Raw genomic sequence first — 19185 nt, forward strand, 5'->3', positions numbered from 1 at the left:
GCGCATCTTTAAAAACCTTCGCCGCCACAGGTACGGTCGGCAACCGTCAACCTCAAGGGGAGGGAATGCTGGTGCGACGCGAACCCGCCGGCGGAGGACCGGTGCAGGCGGACCGCCCTCCGGTGCCCGAGGAGATCGCCGAGCTGACCGACCCCGGCAACCGGGAAGATCCCTACCCGTGCCTGGACAAGCTGCGCGAACGCTCACCCTACCGGCCCCTCCCCGGTCTCGTCGTGCTGGGACGGCACGCCCAGTGCTCGGCGGCACTGCGTGATCCGGCCATGAGCGCGGCCCGGGACAGGGCGAACCTCTCCCCCACCCCGCGCGGACCGCGGACGCGGAACTTCCTCCATCTCGACCCTCCGGAGCACACCCGCTACCGGCGTCTGGTGGTCGGCGCGTTCGCGCGCCGCAAGGTGGACAGCCTGGCGCCGCGGATTCACGAGATCGCGACGGACCTCTTCCAGAGCGCCGCGGACTCCGGCACTCTCGAAGTCGTCGACGACCTCGCCTACCCGCTGCCCCTGCGGGTCATCTGCGAACTGCTCGGCGTCCCCTTCGAGGACCGGCGGCTCCTGCAGGACTGGTCGGCCGCGCTGTCCGAGACGCTGGATCCGCCGCTCGGCCAGACGGCCGCGCGGGTGACGACGGAGGCGGCGCGGGCGCGCGCCCGATTCGTCGGCTACTTCCAGAAACTGATCAAGGAACGCCGGAACGCGCCGCGCGACGACCTCATTTCGCACCTCACCCAGGTCGAGGAGAACGGGCAGCGACTCGACGACAACGACATCGTGGTGACCTGTGTGCTCCTGCTCAACGCGGGCCACGAGACCACGGTCAACCTGATCGGCAACGCGGTCCTCGCGTTGCTCCGGCACCCTGAGCAGTTCGACCGGCTGCGTGCCGACCCTGCGCTGGCCCCGGCGGTGGTCGAGGAGGTCCTGCGCTACGACGCACCCGTGCAGATGACCACTCGGGTCGCCCGCGAGCACGGTCGCGTCGGCGACACCGAGGTGCACCCCGGCGACACCGTGCTGTTCCTGCTGGGAGCCGCCAACCGAGACCCCGAGGTGTATCCCGACCCAGGCAGGTTCGACATCGGCCGTTCCCCCGCCGCCTCTCATCTGTCCTTCTCGGCGGGCACACACTTCTGCCTCGGCGCGGGCCTGGCACGGCTCGAGGTGGCCATCGCGCTCGAGCTCTTCAGCACCCTCCTGGTCCAGCCCCGGCTACGACCGGGCGGTCTCACCTACAAGCGCAACCTGAACCTGCGCGGACCGGAACGTCTCCTGATCGACGTCGACGGCGTCCGCTCCGGTTGAGTGCCCGATCACCTCTCCTCGTCGCCGAAGGACGATCACATGACCCATGCCCTGATCGACGCCCCGGACCTGGTGACACTTTTCCGCGAGCATGTGGAGGCCCAGCCGGAAGCCGAAGCCGTCGCATTCCTCGCCGATCCCTCCGACCTCACCGGCGGACTGGTGCGCTGGTCGTACTCCCAGCTCGACGAAGAGGCCCGCGGCCGAGCGGCGTGGCTGCGCGAGCGGTTCCCCCAGGGCTCGCGTGTGCTCCTGCTTCACCCGACCGGGCTGGAGTTCGCCGCGGCCCTGTTCGGCTGCCTGTACGCCGGAATGATCGCGATCCCCGCGCCGCTTCCCGGCAGCTATCAGCACCACCGCAAACGGCTGGCCGCGATCGCGGGCGACTCCGGCGCCGCCCTCGTCATGACCGCGTCATCGGACCTGGTGGAGGTGCGGGAGTGGATGGCGGACCTGGGCGGCGCCGCGATCCCCATCGTGGCCGGCGACGAGCCCGGGCTCTTCAACCCGGAGGACTGGCGGCCGGTGCCGCTGAACCGTTCGACGATCGCCCTGCTGCAGTACACCTCCGGATCGACCGGCGATCCCAAGGGGGTGGTCCTCCAGCACGACCAGATCCTCTACAACACCGCCGCGGGCAGCGAGGACTTGCGCTGGGGCGGGCGTGCGGGTGGCTGGCTGCCGCTCTATCACGACATGGGGATCAACACCCAGATCCTCTGGCCGCTGCTGCGCGGCGAGAGCTCCGTGCTGATGACGCCGACCACGTTCGTCAGACGACCGGTGCAGTGGCTGCGGATGATCGACGTCCACGGGATCAACGCCTCCTGCGCCCCCAACTTCGCCTTCGAGCTGTGCGTACGGAAGGTCCGCGACGAGGACGCCGCCGCGCTGGACCTGTCGCGCTGGCGCGTGGCCCCATGCGGCTCCGAGCCCGTCGACCCGAGGGTCCTCACCGCGTTCGCCGCCAAGTTCGCCGTCTCCGGGTTTCCCCCCGAGACCCTGATCCCCGCGTACGGCATGGCAGAGGCGACCGTGTACGTCACAGGACGTCCGGGCAGATCACCCGTGATTCGCCGGGTGGACCTCGACGTGCTGGCGCAGGGCAGGCTGGCGCCCGCCGGCGAGGACCGGCCGGCCCGAGAGATCGTCAGCTGCGGCACTCCCACCAGCGCGTGCGAGATCCGCGTGGTCGACCCGGAGTCACGGGAGGTGCTTCCCGAGGGCAGGCTGGGCGAGATCTGGCTGCGCGGCCCCAGCATCTCCCCGGGCTACTGGCAGCGGGACGACAACGCGGAGCACTTCGCCGCGGTCACCGCGGACGGCGACGGCGGCTACCTCCGCACCGGAGATCTCGGGGTGCTGGACGACGGCGAGCTCTACGTGCACGGCCGGCTCAAAGACATGATCATCGTGTACGGACGGAACGTCTACCCCCAGGACATCGAACAGGAGCTGCGCGCCCAGCATCCGGAGCTGGGCAAGGCCGGCGTCGTGTTCAGCGGTCCTGGCACCGTTCCTGGCGACGACGAGTCCACGGTCGTGGTCACGCACGAAGTGGCCGGTGTGCCCGCGGACCGGCTACCCGCGCTCGCGGCCGAGATCAGGCACACGGTGGGACGCGAGTTCGGTATCCGCGTCGGCACCGTGCTCCTGGTCAAGCCCGGCGCCGTGCCGCGGACCACGAGCGGCAAGGTCCGCCGATCGACGACGCGGGACCTGTTCCGCGCGGGCAGCCTGACCCCTCTCTACCAGGACCCGCAGCCTCTTCCGCGACAAGGAGTCTCATGAGCACCCTCACGACGGACGCCCTCCAAGAATGGCTCTGTGCCCAGCTGGCCAAGGAACTGGAGCTCCCCGCCGGATCGATCGACCCGGCGGAGCCCATGGCCACCTACGGTCTGGACTCGGTCCGTGCCATCACCCTCCTCACCGAGGTCGAGGACCACGTGGGCTTCGAGATCGACCCCAATGCCCTCTGGGAGTTCCCCACCGTGGCGGCCTTCGCCGAAATGGTGGTCGGCCAGATGGTCCAGACCGAGCGGAGTTGAGTAATCCGTGGCCACGATGGGCGGCCCTCGCATGGGGCCGATGCGGCTCGGCATCGACGAGTCGATCAGCCGCCAGAAGGTCAAGCCGGGCACGGTGCGGCGCATCATCCCCTATGCCCTGCACTATCGCTGGTCGTTGCTGGCGATCACGCTGGCCACGGCCACAAGTGCGGTCGTCGCCGCGGCGGGCCCGCTCCTTCTCAAGGGGATCATCGACAACGGCATCCTGCCCGGACGGCTGGGAGTCGTGGTGGGTCTCGCGTCGGTCATCGCCGGCCTGGCGCTGGTGGACGCGCTGGCCATCTTCACGCAGACCTGGTTCTCCGGCCGGGTCGGCCAGGGGATCGTCTACGACCTGCGCTGCAAGGTGTTCGGCCACGTCCAGCGGCAGTCGCTGGCGTTCTTCATGCGCACGCAGACCGGATCGCTGGTCAGCAGGCTCAACACGGACGTGATCGGGGCACAGCAGGCGATCACCACACTGCTCTCCCAGACCGTGTCCACTCTGCTGACCCTGATCCTGGTGCTCGGCACGATGTTCTATCTGTCGTGGCAGATCACCGTCGCGGCGCTGGTGATGATCCCGTTCTTCCTCCTTCCCGCCAAGCTGGTCGGCGCGAGGCTGCAGCGGCTCACCAGGGAAGGCATGGGGCTCAACGCCGACATGGGCTCGATGATGAACGAGCGGTTCAACGTGTCCGGAGCCATGCTGGCCAAGCTCTACGGCCGGGCCGACCAGGAGGCCGGTTCGTTCGCGCACAAGGCGGGCCGGGTTCGCGACGTATCCATCCTGACGAACGTCTACGCACGACTGCTCTTCATCATCGTCACCCTGCTCACCGCGCTGACGACCGCCCTGGTCTACGGTCTGGGCGGCATTCTGACCATCGGCGGCACGTTTCAGATCGGCACCCTCGTGGCCATGGTGACCTTGCTGATGCGGCTGTACGGCCCGATCAACCAGCTGTCGAACATGCAGCTCAACGTCATGGTCGCGCTGGTCAGTTTCGACCGCGTCTTCGAGGTGCTGGATCTCAAGCCTCTCGTCGGCGAACGCCCCGGTGCCCGCGCGCTGCCCGCCGGCGGCACCGCGCCGGACATCGAGTTCGGCGACGTCTCCTTCCACTACCCCACCGCCGACGAGGTGTCGCTGGCCTCCCTGGAATCGATCACGTCCGGCACCCCGGAGCGCGGCGATGACCAGCCGGTCCTCAGCGAGGTGAGCTTCCGCGCGCCCGCCGGCACGCTGACCGCGCTGGTCGGCCCCTCGGGCGCGGGAAAGACCACCATCACCCACTTGGTCCCGCGCCTCTACGACCCCATCTCAGGCACCGTCCGGATCGGCGGTCACGACGTCCGGGAGCTGACCCTGGGCTCGCTCAACGACGCCGTCGGCGTCGTCACGCAGGACGCCCACCTGTTCCACGACACGATCCGGGCCAACCTGTTGTACGCCCGTCCGGACGCCGCCGAACCGGAGCTGATCGAAGCATGCGAGGCGGCGCGCATCTGGGACACGATCTCGTCGCTTCCCGACGGGCTCGACACCCTCGTGGGCGATCACGGCTACCGCCTGTCCGGCGGCGAGAAACAACGCATCGCCCTGGCCCGGCTCCTGCTCAAGTCACCACCGATCGTCGTCCTCGACGAAGCCACGGCGCATCTGGACTCGGAGTCCGAGGCGGCGATCCAGCGCGCGCTCAAATCCGCGCTGGCCGGTCGTACCTCACTGGTGATCGCCCATCGCCTGTCCACCATCCTCGAGGCCGACCAGATCCTCGTCCTCGACAAAGGCCGGATCCTGGAACGTGGGACGCACGGCGAGCTCGTCGCCGCCGACGGACTCTACGCGGAGCTCTACCGCACGCAGTTCGCCAATCAGACGGTGAACGGCGCCGATGCCGCCGCGGCCTGTCCCGCCAAGCGTGCGTGACGTGACAGGCTCCGCGGCGACTCCCCCGAGCGGCACCGGCACTCGGTCAGCCTTCCGCCCAGCCGTACTTCCGCGCGAAAGCCAGAAGACTCTGCCGCAGGTGGACGATCTGCCCACCGGTCAGCTCGGGGGCTTCCACGAGGAGCAGCTCGGTCAGCTCCTCAATGAACTCGTTCGCGGACAGGACGTCGCAGAGGCCGTCGTCCTCGTCCGGCTTGTGCGCGGGCGCGCCGCTCTCCACCGGCGCGGCCGTCACGTGCCCGTTCTCCGCGGCCTTCGCCACGGGCAGCGGGTGTTCTTCCTCCCTGACGCGCACCGCGAAGGCCTTCAGGCCGCGATCGCCCTGGGTGACCTCGAACTGGACGGGCGTCCCGGGCGAGAACGCGCTCTTCTCGTCGATCAGGTCGTTGGCGTGGACGAAGACGTCCTCGCCACCGCCGTCGGGGACGATGAACCCATAGCCACGAAAGTCATCGAACCGCAGAACCTTGCCGGTCTTCACCACGACCACCTCTCCACTCAGACAACACATCACTCATAGACAGCGGCGGCTCGGCGCCCGTGCGGGCCGGCGGCACCGACCGCGATACGGTCATCGAACACGGTGCCACGCCCCTCGGTGCCTCGCCGCCACCTGATCCGCCACAACGACCCGCTACGCAAGCTCAGTGCGGGCCTTCCTCTTCAAAACCTCCGCGAACCGCTCCCATTCGTAGGCCATGCCGATGGCCAAATCCGCGACCAACGGTATGCAATGCGGCGGGATGTCGTCTTCAATGCCCTCCCACTCCTGCGTGTTCACGGAACGTGTGCTGAGCCAGCGCAGCAGGCCGCGTCCGTTGTCGTTCAGCCGAAGGGAGGGATCTCGAACCAACTTCTGCAGGATCTGCTCCGCGTCAGGCATCCGCCCCTTCCGCTGCAACCGGCTGACCGGAGGGAGCTCGGTCTTGTCGCCGCGCGCCGCCCCCTCACTTTTACGCTCCGCCAGCATCAGCTTCTCGGGGACGGGATCATCTCCGCGGCGCATCCGTTCACGCACGTCCTTGGCCGTCGCAGGGGAGATGCCGGCCATCTCGGCGATCTCACGGAGTGAGGCGTCGGGGTGCTCGGTGAACAGCCTGCTGGCGAGGCGACGTCCGGCGGCGCCGTTGATCGGGCGGACCCGGCCGTCCTTGCCGATCCGGGCGTCGGGCTGCGAGTCCTTGTCGACCGTGCGGATTCTGATCCGGGCGACCGTCGTGGAGGCGAGACCGGCGACCTCCGCGATGGCCCGATCAGACCACTGCGGATGCGTGGCCAGGATGCGCGCCGCCGCGGCCTCACGGTCGGACAGGGACAGCGGCAGCCCGTGTGCGATGTTGGCCTGGACCGCGGCGACGAACACATCGGCCTCGGACCCGTCGATGTACCGCACCTTGATCTCGCGGCGGCCGTTCAGAATGGTCGCGCGAAGACGATGCATGCCGTCGACCACCCGCATCGTCTTGCGATGCACGAGGATCGGCGGGAGGTCGGCGTCGACATCGGCGAGCATGCGGACGTGCCCGACATCCTCCCCCTCGAGGCGAGGGGAGTCCGCATGTTGAAGCAAGTCGATAGGGACCGTTACTGCTTCATCGGCTAATTTAAGGTTTGACTGTTTCTGGACTAACGTCTCCAAAAGCCTACCCCCGTACCGTAGAGAGCGCCCCTTCTTGTCCGCAGACCTCGCCCCGTCATCGCGTGGCCCGGCAGACCAACTTCGATCCACCGCTGTAACTTAGGTGAGCAATTGGGCGATATCAAGGGGTTGACAGCGATGGTTGACCCGAAATGGGACCGCCGAGCGGCCTGTCAGGCGAACGCTGGACCGGAAATCACCATCGCGTCCAAGCGTGGAATTAGGCACTTGGACATTCTTCGCTGGCCTGCAATTTTCAACACCCGTCTCACCATCTGGACAGTCGCGACTCGACGCTGGCAGCCCGGGCCCTGGCGCCTTCCGCGCAGCGAAGGCGCCAATCGTGAGCCTGCCTCACAACCGCCCCGGCGAGTCGGTGCAGACCTCGAAACAGGCCGACAAGAATTCACTGAAACGACCGGAAGCCATTCCCTGAGGTAAACCGAGATAACCTTTTATGCCAGCGAATATTTCTCTGCCGATAAGCCGGAATGGCGTCGTTGGACCAGGCCGGCCGATCTCGCACCTGCAATAAAGGGAGCGGCCTCCTGAACCAGGCTGATTGTCGGTTCGAATCCGATCGCGGGTGCCGATCGGCGACCAGGACGGACCACGCCGCGGCTACGCGCGGAGACCCATCCCCACCCGGCGTCCCCCGGTTGCACGGTGGGCATGGTGGTCATCGCCGCCGAAGGTGAGGACACGCCCTCCGTGCTCGGTCCTCGTCCGCACACCTGCGGTGACGTCGTCGCCGATGAACATGATCTGCTGGATCCCCGCCCCGCCGTAGGAGTCCACGAACGCGTCGGCCTCGCCCTGATCTCCGGCGGTGTCCGGCTCCCGGATGGTGAAGGTCACCATCCCGGACCCGCTCCGGACGACCCGGGAGGGTGCGGGGACAGGCTCGCCGAAGATCTGGCGGAAGCCGAACGTCTCCTGGTAACGCCGCACTGTCGCATCCCCCTCCCCCGCCGGGACGCACACCGCGCAATGGCCGATGGCCCGAAGCAGGCCGCTGCCGGACCGGCCGCAGCCGACCTCGTTGATCACCGGGGCGAAGGGGGCATCCGGTCTGTCGCGGGAGACGAAGCGATGTTCCACGTCCCCGAAACCGATCACCGAAGCGAAGGTGACTCCGCCGCTCCCGGGCCCTGACGTCTCAGGCGGGGCGGCCGGGACGGCGCCTCGCTCCACGGCTTCGGCGAACGAGGCCCGCGCGTCGTCGACGCCGAAGCCGATCACCGCCACGCCGTCGCCGTGCAGTCGCACGAACTCGGCGGCACGGTGATCGCCGCTGGTCGCCGCGGTCACCAGGATGGTGATGTCGCGCTGGCGCAGCAGCACGGACTCGCAGCCGCGTAATCCGGTGCGCGGGCCGCCGCGGCCGGCGAGGGCGAAGCCGAAACAGTCGCGCAGGCAGGCCGCCGACCGCTCCGCGTCCTCGACGAACATCTCGACGTGATCGACCGACCGAATCTCCATGTTCCCCCATCTCCGTCTGGCAGCCCCCGACAATTTCATCGTCACCTTTGCGGCACGGTCAATGAACTGAGCCATGACTCGGACTGGCGTTCGGTGCGCAACCGTCCAACTGAGTGTTTGCCCCACTTGGACATGTCCCGGGCGTTTCTCGCGAGCTCCGGCAAGTATGCCGCCGGAGGGTGCAGCACGCACCACTGGGGACGAAACGACGCAGTTAGGCCTGAAACGACCATTCTGGATCTATGCCTATGACGCCTGACCGGAAACTAATAGCATCGGTTTCCGGCGACGGCACATGGCGGCAAAACTGCACGTACGGGGACTATCTGCGATTGTCAAATTGCGGCCCTAACCAAGGGGGACAGGATCCTGCTCCGAACAGAGCCGACCGGATCCGAATGAAATTTCGGTTGACTTTGCGTGGCCGCGATTTGACGCTGCGCTCAGTCGCTCTCGGTGACCATTCCATAACCGATCCCCGCTGTCTGTTCTCACCTGTCCACGAGTGATGCGAGTCAGATGCTGAGGAGTTGACTTGCGGTCCACCCAGAGTCGAGCCGATCTATACGCAGTAGAAGAAGTGGAAATCAGCTCGCTGTCGGTCGGCGGCTCCCCGCGACTCGCCGGTGAGAGCCTCGAACACGTGGAAACCCTGATCGCCTCCGAGACAGAGCTTCCGCCGATCATCGTGCACCGTCCCACCATGCGGGTCATCGACGGCATGCACCGGCTCCTGGCCATGAAACGCCTGGGCCATCGGAAGATCGCCGTAAGGTTCTTCGAAGGCTCGGAAGACGAGGCCTTCGTCCTGGCCGTGAAGTCGAACATCGCGCATGGCCTCCCGTTGTCGCTGGCCGATCGCAAGCACGCGGCCGCACGGGTGGTCGCCTCCCACCCCGAGTGGTCCGATCGGATGATCGCCTCGGTCACCGGAATCTCGGCCAAGACGGTCGCCGAGATTCGCAAGAGCGCCAACGCCGAGCCCCCGGACGGGGGCGGCCGGATCGGCAAGGACGGGCGGGTGCGCGCCGCCGACGTGACCGAGAGACGACGGGTGGCCCAGGAACTCATCATCAAAGATCCCGGCCTTTCGCTGCGGCAGGTCGCCCGCGCGGCGGGGATCTCGCCGGAAACGGTGCGGGATGTCAGGAAGCGGCTGCGGCGCGGCGAGGATCCGCTGCCTCAGGGGCGGGCGAAGGGGGCCGCCGGCGGCCAGGACGCCGACGGCCGGCCTGCGCGACGGACCGGCATCGCCGAGCAGCCGACCCCCGGGTCCGGCTCGCCGCCTCCGCCCGCCGTGGTGGTGGAACGGCTGAAAGCCGATCCCGCTCTGCGCTTCAACGAGAACGGGCGTGACCTCTTACGTCTGCTGAACATTCACGCCCTGCGGACGGAGGACTGGAGCAAGATCATCGACAGCGTCCCTCCGCATTGCATCGAGATCGTCGCTCATCTCGCCCGCGACTGCTCGAAGAAGTGGCTGGAGTTCGCCTCACTCGTCGAGCGGAACGCGATGGACCCCGACTTCGGTCCTGCCGGCCGCCCCTGAGGGGCGTCCTGGCGGCCGCCCGTCCGGCCTCGGCCCGGTACCCGTACGGGTACCGGGCCACGGTTATGCGCCGGGTCAGCGGCCGGTCCACACGGGATCGCGCTTGTCCGCGAACGCCCGCACACCTTCCACCGCGTCGTGGCTGGCCCTACGACGTTCCTCCCAGGAATACGTGGCCGAGAACGCCTCAGGAAGCGGCATGTCAACGGATCGCAGGACGCTCTCCTTGAGCGCCCGCACCGACAACGGCGCGCTCCTGATCAGATCGGCGGTCCATTCCGCGACGCACCGGTCCAGCCCTTCCTCCGGGACCACCTCGTTGACCAGGCCGAACCGGAGCGCGGTGGCCGCGTCCATGCGCCGCCCCGTGAGCAGGTGACCCATCGCGATCTTCAACGGCATCTGCCGCGCCAGCCGGAACGCCCCGCCGGCCCCCGGCACCAGGCCGAGCCTCGCCTCCGGCAGCGCGAAGACCGCCTGTTCTGAGGCGATGATGAGGTCGCAGGCCAGCGCCAGCTCGAAACCGCCGCCGAGCGCGTACCCGTGGACCCGCGCGATCACCGGTTTGGAGAGGGTGAAGCGCTCGGTCAGCCGGGGCCAGCCAGGCTGGCCCCGGCTGCCGAACGACGTCGGAGGCACGCCCAGCTCGGTCAGCCGGGCCCGCTCCTTGAGATCCTGCCCCACCGAGAACGCCCGGTCGCCCGCCCCGGTGAGGACCGCGACCCGCACCTCGTCGTCGGCCTCGACATCGTCCCAGACCGCGGCGAGCTCCTCGTGCGTCCGCAGGTCCATCGCGTTCAGGACCTCGGGCCTGTTCAGGGTGACGAAGCCGACGTGATCCTTCTTCTCGTAGCGCACCCGGACGCCGTTTCCCGTCACTGGTGTCGCCTTCCGAAGCGTCCCACCTTGTCCAGGACGTCCGCGCCGTACAACCGGAGCGACTGCTGGAGGGCGAACTCGGCCATGTAGCGGCGGAACTCCTCCGGTGGCTCCTCCACGAGGTTCAGCATGCGCCGGTTGGCGATGACCGCCTCACCGTCGAGCCGGCGCACGGCCGCCTCGACGGCGTCGTCGAGCTGATCGGGCTCGACGACCTCGTCGATCAGGAACCGCGCATCGGGCTCCTTTGCCCAGATGCGGCGGCCCTGCAGGATGACCTGACGGGCGATCCGCGGGCCGGCGGCCCGGCCCAGCCGGAAGTTGCCGGCCCCCGGGATGATGCCCTCGCGCGCCGCCGGGAGGCTGAGGTAGGCGTCGGAGGCGGCGAGGACCTGGTCGAACACCAGCAACAGCTGGGCCCCGCCGCCGATCGCGAAGGTGTCGACGGCGGCCGTCCAGGGTTTCTCGATCGCGGGCGAGTGCCAGTGTCCGTCGTCGACGAGCACTCCCCTGACGAGCTTGCTGATGTAGCCGAGCTCGCGCCGCAGCAGGAAGCCGACCAGCGAGATCTCGCCCGCGTGCAGGCTCTTGAGGTTGATGCCCGCGCTGAACACCCGCCGCCCCCGGTAGCGGGGATGGCTCATCTCCCCGCCGCGCAGCAGCCCCACCCGCACACCCGGATCGAGCAGCGCCAGGTCGACGGCTGTCTCCATGTCGTCGACCTGGCGCTCGTCCTCGGCGTTCAGGCAGTCGTCCCGGCACATGGTCAGCCGGGCCACCCCGTCGCGGCGTTCGAGCCGTACCGACTCCATCTCCACCACGCCCGTACGGGTGAACTCCGGCAGCAGCGCCAAGGCACGTTCGGTCGGGCGGAGCATGGAGTCCATCAGATGCGGGCCGGCCACCGGCGACCGCAGGACGGCGTGCAGGAAGATGCCCTGATCGATCTCGAGCCCTTCCTTGTCGGCCTGCGTCCGGCTCCGCTCGGCGGCGAGCCGATCGGCGGCGGGGACCAGCCCGGGGAAGGCCGCCCCGGCGGCCTCCACGAGCTCCGCGAGCCGCGGCCGGCGGGTGCGGCCATCCGTGAGCCGGTCGTAGACCGCCGTTCCGTGGGCCTCCATGAACCGGCGGCGCAGCACTCGTACGCCGTCGTGCGCGGCCGCGGCGGCGGCGCGCTCCGCTGTGGAGCGCGCCGCCGGAGCCGGCAACGAGGCCAGTTTCGCCTCGACGCGTTCGGCCGCTTCCGCCACCGCCGCAGCGGCCTGATGAAGATCCTCCCCGATCGGGACGGCGACCGCGATCGTCACGACACCGCTCCCGCTCCCCCGCGCAGGGCCCGGTCGCAGGCCGCCAGATGCGCGCCCAGGGCGTCCTCGAAGCTCGTCGAGGCCGCCTCGAACATCAGTTGCCGCCTGATCGCCAGCTCCCTGTCGGCGTTCGGGCCCGCCGGACCGGCCAGGGCCGCGGCATGGCCGGCCGGATCGTGGACGATCTCGTCGAGGAGGTGCAGCGCCACGGCCTGGTCCGCCTCGATCGGGGCGCCGAGCAGCACCGCCCGGCGGGCCGCGGCCGGGCCGGTCTGCTGGACGAGCCGGTAGAGGGCCATGCCCGGCCACGTGGCCGTCCCGTCACTCGGGACGAGAAGGCGGGTTCCGGGTGCGGCGATCCGGAGGTCGGCGACCAGCAGGACGTCCAAGGCCGTCCCACCGCAGTCGCCGGAGACCACCGCGACCGTCATCAGGGGCAGCCGCTCGAGCCGGCGCACCACACGTTCCCACTTGGTCACCAGCCCGACGGTGAGCTCGCCGGTCCAGCGACCTTCGGGCGCGCCGGAGAGGTGCATCTCGACGACGCCGGGACCGTCGTGATCCTCCGCCTGGTCGCAGATCGCGGCCACCGCCTCCACGGAGCTCGCCGAGAGGGGCCGCGCGCCGTCGACCCGCAGGACGAAACGGTTGCCCGTGCCCACCGCGCTCACCACTGGACCAGCGCCGTCTCGATCGTGGACCCCGGACCCATCGTCATGAGCACCCCGTAGTCGCCCGGCCTGGCGACGTTCTCCAGCAGGAGGCGCTCGTAGGAGAAGAGGAACGAGGCACTGGAGACGTTCCCGTAGTCGTGCAGAACCCCCGTGGTGTGCCGGACGTCGTGACGGCTCAGTCCCAGGTTGACCACGACGGCGTCGATGACCTTCTTGCCACCGGAGTGCACCAGCCAGTGATCGATGCTGCTGCGGCGCAGGCCGTTCCGCCCGAGGAGCCGGTCGACGACGAGTTCGGCGTGCGCGCCGACCACATAGGGGATCTGGGGGTCGAGGAAGAAGCTGAACCTGCTCTGGTCGCGGTCCCAGTCGTAGCGCATGGCGTCGGCCGCGTCGGTGATGATGCAGCTGGCGAAGTCGAGGATGCGCGGCCCGCGCGGCGCGGGCCGCGACTGCGGGGACAGCCCGCCTCCCGCGTCGCCGTCGTCGGCGACGAGGGCGACGGCCGCGGCTCCGTCGCCGAACAGGCTGTTCACGACGGCGGTCCGCATCGTGGAGTCGAGCGCGTACGCGGCCGAGCACGCCTCGGCGCACAACACGACGGCGAGTTCGCCGGGGTGCGCCGTGGCCCAGCCGGCGACGACGTTCAGCGCGTTGAGTCCCGCGTTGCAGCCCATGCCCACGATGTCGGCCCGGCTGCAGTGCCGGTCGATGCCCAGCTCACGGATCAACAGGGCGCTCAGGCCGGGTGTCAGGAATCCGGTCGAGGTCACGCAGCACAGGTGGCTGAGGTCGGAAAGGTCGGCGCCGGCCCGCTCGAGGCAGCTCATCAGCGCCTCGGCCCCCATCTCGATGGCCAGCTTCTTGTGCTTGTCGAGGAGATCGCCCTGCAATTCCGGCGTACGTACGCCGGCGTCGTCGGCCGGTGGCAAAGTGAGGTGGCGGCGGCCGATCGCGCTGTTGAGGAAGACCGACCGAATCTTCGGATCGGTGATCTTCAGGATGTCGAGCAGCTCGCGCTGCGTGTAAGAGGTGGGCGTGACGGCGGTGCCGACGCCCGTGATCCGAGGAGTCGCGGCCGCGCGGCGGCGACCGCGGGCAAGCGGCGCAAGTGGTGCTCGTGCCGCCGAGATCTCCGGCCGTTCAATGCTGATGGTCATCGGAACGTCCACCCCCACATCCGGGTCTTACTCCGTATTAATCGCTTGACCTTGATCGCAGGCACCTTTCGCACCTTTCGCGGGTTTTGCCGCGGGCCCATATGCCCACGCGGCGAAGCCGGGTCAACGTAACCCGGCGATCTCCGAGCGGCAACGGCCGTCCAGAGATGTACGCCGCCACCTGCGGTGACACCAGATTGCGTCCAAATGCGGGGGCCCCGGCGGCCCGACTACTCAACGGCGTGGTCCAGGGACTGAAGGCGTGCCATTTCCTCGTCGGACAGGCGCAGCGTTCCGGCGGTCACGTTCTGAACGAGGTGGTCCGGATTACCGGTCCCGGGGATGGCCAGCACATGCGGTCCTTGCTGCAGCGTCCAGGCCAGCCGGACCTGCGCAGGCGTCACACCATGAGCACGTGCCACGGCGAGCACGGATTCGTGCTCCGTCGCGTTCGCTCCCCCCTCCCGCCCGGCGCCGGCGATCGCGAAGAACGGCACAAAGGCGATGCCCTGGTCGCCGCAGGCCCGCAGGAACGCCCGCTCCCCGGCCGGCGCGCCGATGGTGTAGGCGTTCTGCACGCAGACCACCGGCGCGATGGCCTGGGCCTCTTCCAGATGCTCGGGCGTGGCGTTGGAAATCCCCAGATGACGTACGAGCCCGGCGTCACGCAGGCCGGCCAGCGCGCCGAAATGCTCGGCGATCGAGCCGGCCTTGCGGCTCGGGGGGACGCGGAGGTTCACCACGTCCAGGTGGTCACGACCCAGCTGGCGCAGGTTCTCCTCCACCTGGCCGCGCAGCTGTTCTGGTGTGGCCCACACCCATTCGCCCGACGGGTTCCTGCCCGGCCAGACCTTGGTGGCGATCACCAGGTCGTCCGGGTAGGGAGCGAGTGCCCGGTTGATCAGCTCGTTGGCGGACCGCAGGCGGGAGAAGTAGAACGCAGCGGTGTCGATGTGGTTGACACCGAGCTCGATCGCGCGCCGCAGCACGCTGATCGCACGATCGCGGTCGCTCGGCGTACCGAGGTCGAAGGCGGCGCTGCCCGTCAGGCGCATCGCGCCGAATCCGATGCGGTTGACAGTCAGGTCGCCGAGGTTCCAGGTGCCCGCGGCCGCGGCGGTGTTCGTCTCGATGGTCATGATCAGCCTCACGTTCTCGCATGGGTGCCCAACGGAGATCCAGGAGTACTGCCTGGTCGAATCCGGGCATGAAAAAAGCCTTCCCGGCGGAGGTGGATCCGCGTCGAGAAGGCTTGAGCAGTGGCGAACACACTATCACGTGGACAGTTGAAGATCAGTTCACCCCATCGCAGCGTGCGGCATGTTCATGCTCACAAGTCGGCCGCTGTGCGCGGACATCCAAGAGGGTGATGAAGGCGTCATTCAGGATGAACACGTGTGAAAGCGAGAAGACCCCGGCAACGTGCCTACGGTTGCCGGGGTCTTCGTGTGCGGCATGACGGCTTGCTGCGCGTGCTGCCGGTGGCTCACCCGATGACCGCGACCCGCTACGCCGCCATGCCCCCGTCCAGCTCCAGGTGGGAGCCGGTGAACGCGGCCCGCAGGCGGCGATCGTGCGTCACGACCACCAGCGCGCCCCCATAGCAGGCCAGCGCCTCCTCCAGTTGCTCCACGAGCACCGGCGACAGGTGGTTCGTCGGCTCGTCGAGCAGGAGCAGGTCCACGGGCTCGCTCACCAGCCGCGCCAGCTCGATCCGGCGGCGCTGCCCATAGGAGAGCTCTCCCAGGCGCAGCCCCAGGTCGGAGGGCCGGAACAGGCCAAGGGCGAGCAGCGCGTCCGCGTGCTCGTCCAGGCTGCCGGGACGTCCGTGCGCGTAGGCCCGCAGCACGGTCCGGTCCCGCGGCCCGTCCCGCTGAGGGATCCCGGCCCGGCGTACGTCGCCGGTGTCCAGGTCGTCCTGCCGGAAGACCCGGCCCGCCCGCCGTGCCTCGCCCGTGTCCAGGTCGTCCTGCCGGAAGAACCCGACCCGGCCGGCCCGCCGTACCTCGCCGGTGTCCGGCCGCAGCTCCCCGGCGAGCACCCGCATCAGCGTGGACTTGCCGGCTCCGTTCGGGCCGGTGACGAGCAGCCGCTCACCGGCGCGGACGGCCAGGGAGTCAAGACGGAGCCGGCCCGTCACCACCACGCCGTCGAGCGCGGCCACCTCGGCCCCGGCGGTGGCTCCCGTGCCGGCGAGGGCGGCACTGAAACGCAGCGGCTCGGGCGGCGGCGGCGCCGGGTGGTCGGTGAGCCACCGCAGCCGCTGCTGGGACTGGCGGATGCGCCCGGCGGCCCCATGCGTACGCGAGCGCGCCCGCCACGCCCCGGTGCCCATGCCCGCCTTGGCCGCCTTGCGCGGGATGCCGGCCAGCCGGCCCGCGTTGGCCGCCACCAGGGTGGCATGCCGGTCCAGCTCCGCCTTCCACTCCTCGTGGGCCCGCGCCTGCGCGGCGCGTTCGGCGGCCTTGGCCGCGAGATATCCGGCGTACCCGTCGCCGTAGCGGCGCACCTGCCCGTCGGAGACCTCCAGGATGGCGGTGGTCACCCGTTCCAGGAACACCCGATCGTGCGTGATCGCCACGACCGTGCCCCGGTGGGCGCGCAGGCGGTGTTCGAGCCAGGCCACGGCCTGGTCGTCCAGGTCGTTGGTCGGCTCGTCGAGCAGCAGCAGCTCAGGAGCGGACGCCAGCGTGGCGGCGAGGGCGAGCCTGGAGCGTTCGCCACCGGACAGCGTGCCCAGCGGGCGGCTCCAATCCAGCCCGGGCAACCCGAGCTCGTGCAGCGCGACCTCCACACGAGCCTCGGCCTCATAACCGCCCCGCACGTCGAACTCCGCCACCAGCCCCGCGTAGACATCCAGCCTCGTACGAGCCTCCGTGCCCGTACGACCCTCCGTGCCGGTACGAGCCTCCGTGCCGGTACGAGCCTCCGTGCCGGTACGAGCCTCCGTGCCGGTACGAGCCTCCGTGCCCGGCTCGTCGAGCGACCGTTCGGCCGCCCGCATCCGGGCTTCGAGCTCTCGCAGGTCGGCCAGCGCCAGGTCGACGGCGTCGGCCACGGTCGCGTGCGGCGGCAGCGCGAGCGACTGCGGCAGGTATCCGACGCCGCCGGGCGCAACGGCCACGAGCTCGCCGTTGTCCGGCTGCTCGGCGCCCGCCATGAGCCTGAGCAGTGTGGACTTGCCCGACCCGTTGTCGCCGATCACCCCGATCCGCTCGCCCGGCTTGACGGTGAGTGACACTCGGTCCAGGACGACGCGGGTGCCGTAACGCTTGGTGATCTCGGCGAGTGCCAGTTGGGCAGCAGTGCGCATTAAGGGCCCACTTCCTCTTCGCGTCGGAGCGGTCAGATCAGCCCGGCGCCTGCCGGCTGAGGTGCTCCCAGGCCCGGTACTCCTCTGTGCGTGCCTGGTCCATCTGCTGGACGATGTCGTACGAGGCGCTGCCGACGATGAGCCGCCGCGGCGGCTCCGCCAGACCGGCCAGCTCCATGATCACCGGCGCCGCGAAGCTCGGGTCGGGGCCCGCGTCCTCGCCCCACATCTCGGCCAGCCGGGCACGCAGCGGTTCGTACTCCGGGCGGGGCTCCGTCATCGTGGTGCCCCGTGTGAACAGGTCCGTGCCGTACCCGCCCATCTGCAGGATCGTCACCTTGATCCCGAACGGCGCCACCTCCATCGCCAGCGCCTCGCTCACCGAGTCGAGCGCGGCCTTGCCCGCCGAGTAGAACCCGACGGACGCGAACCCTCCGCCGGAGCCCATCGAGGTGACCTGCAGGATGTGGCCGGACCCCTGCGCCCGCAGGTACGGCACCACAGCTTGGGCCACCCAGACCGCGCCGAAGAAGTTGACGTCGAAGTGGGCGCGGATCTGCTCCTCGGTGGCCTCCTCCACCATGCCGAGCAGCAGCCCGCCGGCGTTGTTGACCACGACGTCGAGCCGGCCGAACGCCGCCACCGCCCGGTCCACCACGTTCCGCACGGTCGCGCGGTCGGAGACGTCCAGCGTCAGCCGTACGAGGGTGTCCGGGTGGGCGGCGGCCAGGTCGGCGATGGGGCTGAGGTCGCGCGCGGCGGCCACGACGCGGTCTCCGGCGGCGAGCGCCGCCTCGGCGAAGGCCCTGCCCAAGCCCCTCGACGCGCCGGTGATGAACCAAACGCGGGCAGTCGTCATACGATCTCCTCGCTCATGTGAGACGATACGGTCCGTCTCGTCTTGTCTGAGTGTGGAGGCAAATCGCTCCCGTGTCAAGACGGAACGTCTCGTCTCACATGCGCCACAAAGTGGCCGCGGTCGCGGGAGATCGCTGAACGATCAGGAACGTCCCCGGCCGGTGAGGGCGTCGCGGACGCGGTCGACCAGCCCGGTCCCGGGAGCCAGCAGTTTGTTGGCCGGCGGGGTGTCGGGCGCGGCCGGGTGCGGCCGGGTCGGCGCCATCTTCTTGGCCCGCGTCACCTTGCCGCCCAGTTCGAGGAGCTCGGCCTCGGAACAGGCCTGCCGCAGCCGCGGGAACAGGTCGTTCTCCTCGTCCCGCAGGTGGTGGCGGATCTGGCCCATCAGCTGCTCCAGCGTGGGCCAGAACTCCGCGTCGGACGACTCCAGCCCTTCCAGCCGCTTCATCGTCTCCTCGGCCTCGGCGTGCTCGGCGATCTCCTCATCGGCCAGCGCGTCACCGCCGGGTACGTGCTCGCGGACCGCCGGGTACAGGTACGCCTCCTCGGCCACCGAGTGGCGTACCAGTTCGATGACGACCTGCTCGGACAGGGTCTTGGCCTTCTCATCGATCCGGCCGACCATGTGCTCCAGCTGGGTGAACATCTCCTCGACCTCGCGGTGGTCGGTGACCAGCACCGCGATCACATCCTGTTGTTCGGTCATCGGCGGGCTCCTCCACGTGACAGCGGTAACCGGCTCGCCGGCGCCGCGCGCAGGTGGTCGCTTCCAAGGCGCCGGCGGCCTGCCGTTCCCGTTCCCGCTCACCACGGCCGAAACATGCGGTATCACCTGGTCGGCGCTCCACATCGAGCGACTCGCGCCGTGCCCAAAAGGCAACGGGTGGTGCAGGGACAGATCCCTGCACCACCCGTGTTCGCTTGACTGGCCTGGCTTGTGGTCAGGCCTTGTATTCGGGGTAGCCGTAGCCCACGACCTGGGAGGTGGGCCGGATGC

The 19185-nt window shown here is 69.3% G+C and carries 16 protein-coding genes; 5 read left to right on the forward strand and 11 right to left on the reverse strand.

Going from position 1 to position 19185, the window contains the following annotated elements:
• Positions 1 to 71 precede the first annotated feature (71 nt).
• The 4 genes from ETD86_RS18715 to ETD86_RS18730 are packed head-to-tail and all read left to right on the forward strand — an operon-like array spanning position 72 to position 5306.
• Positions 72 to 1322 carry a cytochrome P450 gene (locus ETD86_RS18715; protein WP_211370142.1) on the forward strand — a complete coding sequence of 417 codons (1251 nt, stop codon included), beginning with the start codon at positions 72 to 74 and terminating at the stop codon, positions 1320 to 1322.
• A 39-nt stretch (positions 1323 to 1361) separates the two neighbouring features.
• A complete protein-coding gene (locus ETD86_RS18720; RefSeq protein ID WP_138667444.1) occupies positions 1362 to 3113 on the forward strand; it encodes a fatty acyl-AMP ligase in 1752 nt (583 codons plus the stop codon).
• Positions 3110 to 3373, forward strand: coding sequence for an acyl carrier protein (locus tag ETD86_RS18725; RefSeq protein WP_138667445.1), 264 nt, complete (start codon positions 3110 to 3112; stop codon positions 3371 to 3373). The genes ETD86_RS18720 and ETD86_RS18725 overlap by 4 nt, the downstream gene beginning before the upstream one ends.
• Before the next feature lie 16 nt (positions 3374 to 3389).
• Positions 3390 to 5306, forward strand: a complete 1917-nt coding sequence (locus ETD86_RS18730) for an ABC transporter ATP-binding protein (RefSeq protein ID WP_138667458.1) — start codon at positions 3390 to 3392, stop codon at positions 5304 to 5306.
• Between the two features lie 46 nt (positions 5307 to 5352).
• Here the strand turns inward: ETD86_RS18730 and ETD86_RS18735 are convergent, their stop codons facing one another.
• The 3 genes from ETD86_RS18735 to ETD86_RS18745 all read right to left on the reverse strand — a co-directional run bounded on the left by ETD86_RS18735 (position 5353) and on the right by ETD86_RS18745 (position 8448).
• Positions 5353 to 5808, reverse strand: a complete 456-nt coding sequence (locus tag ETD86_RS18735) for a cold-shock protein (protein ID WP_138667446.1) — start codon at positions 5806 to 5808, stop codon at positions 5353 to 5355.
• A gap of 153 nt (positions 5809 to 5961) precedes the next feature.
• Entirely contained in the window at positions 5962 to 6966 is a 1005-nt protein-coding gene (locus ETD86_RS18740) for a ParB/RepB/Spo0J family partition protein (protein WP_138667447.1), read from the reverse strand.
• 621 nt (positions 6967 to 7587) lie between these two features.
• The gene (locus ETD86_RS18745) at positions 7588 to 8448 is read right to left on the reverse strand and encodes a VOC family protein (protein ID WP_138667448.1); all 861 of its coding nucleotides are present in this window, start codon (positions 8446 to 8448) and stop codon (positions 7588 to 7590) included.
• 580 nt (positions 8449 to 9028) lie between these two features.
• Here ETD86_RS18745 and ETD86_RS18750 point away from each other — a divergent pair.
• On the forward strand, positions 9029 to 9997 hold the full coding sequence (locus ETD86_RS18750) for a ParB/RepB/Spo0J family partition protein (RefSeq protein ID WP_246147990.1): 969 nt from the start codon (positions 9029 to 9031) through the stop codon (positions 9995 to 9997).
• A gap of 75 nt (positions 9998 to 10072) precedes the next feature.
• Here the strand turns inward: ETD86_RS18750 and dpgD are convergent, their stop codons facing one another.
• The 8 genes from dpgD to ETD86_RS18790 all read right to left on the reverse strand — a co-directional run bounded on the left by dpgD (position 10073) and on the right by ETD86_RS18790 (position 18894).
• Positions 10073 to 10876 (reverse strand): enoyl-CoA-hydratase DpgD, encoded by an 804-nt coding sequence (dpgD, locus tag ETD86_RS18755; protein WP_138667450.1) that lies wholly within the window; start codon positions 10874 to 10876, stop codon positions 10073 to 10075.
• Positions 10873 to 12183: a (3,5-dihydroxyphenyl)acetyl-CoA 1,2-dioxygenase DpgC gene (gene dpgC / locus ETD86_RS18760; protein ID WP_246147991.1), complete on the reverse strand. Its 1311-nt coding sequence runs from the start codon at positions 12181 to 12183 to the stop codon at positions 10873 to 10875. The genes dpgD and dpgC overlap by 4 nt, the downstream gene beginning before the upstream one ends.
• Positions 12180 to 12845 carry an enoyl-CoA-hydratase DpgB gene (dpgB, locus tag ETD86_RS18765; RefSeq protein ID WP_138667451.1) on the reverse strand — a complete coding sequence of 222 codons (666 nt, stop codon included), beginning with the start codon at positions 12843 to 12845 and terminating at the stop codon, positions 12180 to 12182. Before dpgB ends, dpgC begins: the two co-directional genes overlap by 4 nt.
• 5 nt (positions 12846 to 12850) lie before the next feature.
• Positions 12851 to 14017, reverse strand: coding sequence for a 3,5-dihydroxyphenylacetyl-CoA synthase DpgA (gene dpgA / locus ETD86_RS18770; RefSeq protein WP_138667452.1), 1167 nt, complete (start codon positions 14015 to 14017; stop codon positions 12851 to 12853).
• Between the two features lie 230 nt (positions 14018 to 14247).
• Positions 14248 to 15156 (reverse strand): oxidoreductase, encoded by a 909-nt coding sequence (locus ETD86_RS18775; protein WP_138667453.1) that lies wholly within the window; start codon positions 15154 to 15156, stop codon positions 14248 to 14250.
• A gap of 368 nt (positions 15157 to 15524) precedes the next feature.
• Positions 15525 to 17330 carry an ABC-F family ATP-binding cassette domain-containing protein gene (locus ETD86_RS18780; protein ID WP_138667454.1) on the reverse strand — a complete coding sequence of 602 codons (1806 nt, stop codon included), beginning with the start codon at positions 17328 to 17330 and terminating at the stop codon, positions 15525 to 15527.
• 37 nt (positions 17331 to 17367) lie between these two features.
• Complete coding sequence (locus ETD86_RS18785) at positions 17368 to 18189, reverse strand: SDR family NAD(P)-dependent oxidoreductase (RefSeq protein WP_138667455.1); 822 nt, start codon at positions 18187 to 18189, stop codon at positions 17368 to 17370.
• 141 nt (positions 18190 to 18330) lie between these two features.
• On the reverse strand, positions 18331 to 18894 hold the full coding sequence (locus ETD86_RS18790) for a hemerythrin domain-containing protein (RefSeq protein WP_138667456.1): 564 nt from the start codon (positions 18892 to 18894) through the stop codon (positions 18331 to 18333).
• Positions 18895 to 19185 lie beyond the last annotated feature (291 nt).

It is taken from the genome of Nonomuraea turkmeniaca, from assembly GCF_005889735.1.
GTDB classification, from domain to species: domain Bacteria; phylum Actinomycetota; class Actinomycetes; order Streptosporangiales; family Streptosporangiaceae; genus Nonomuraea; species Nonomuraea turkmeniaca.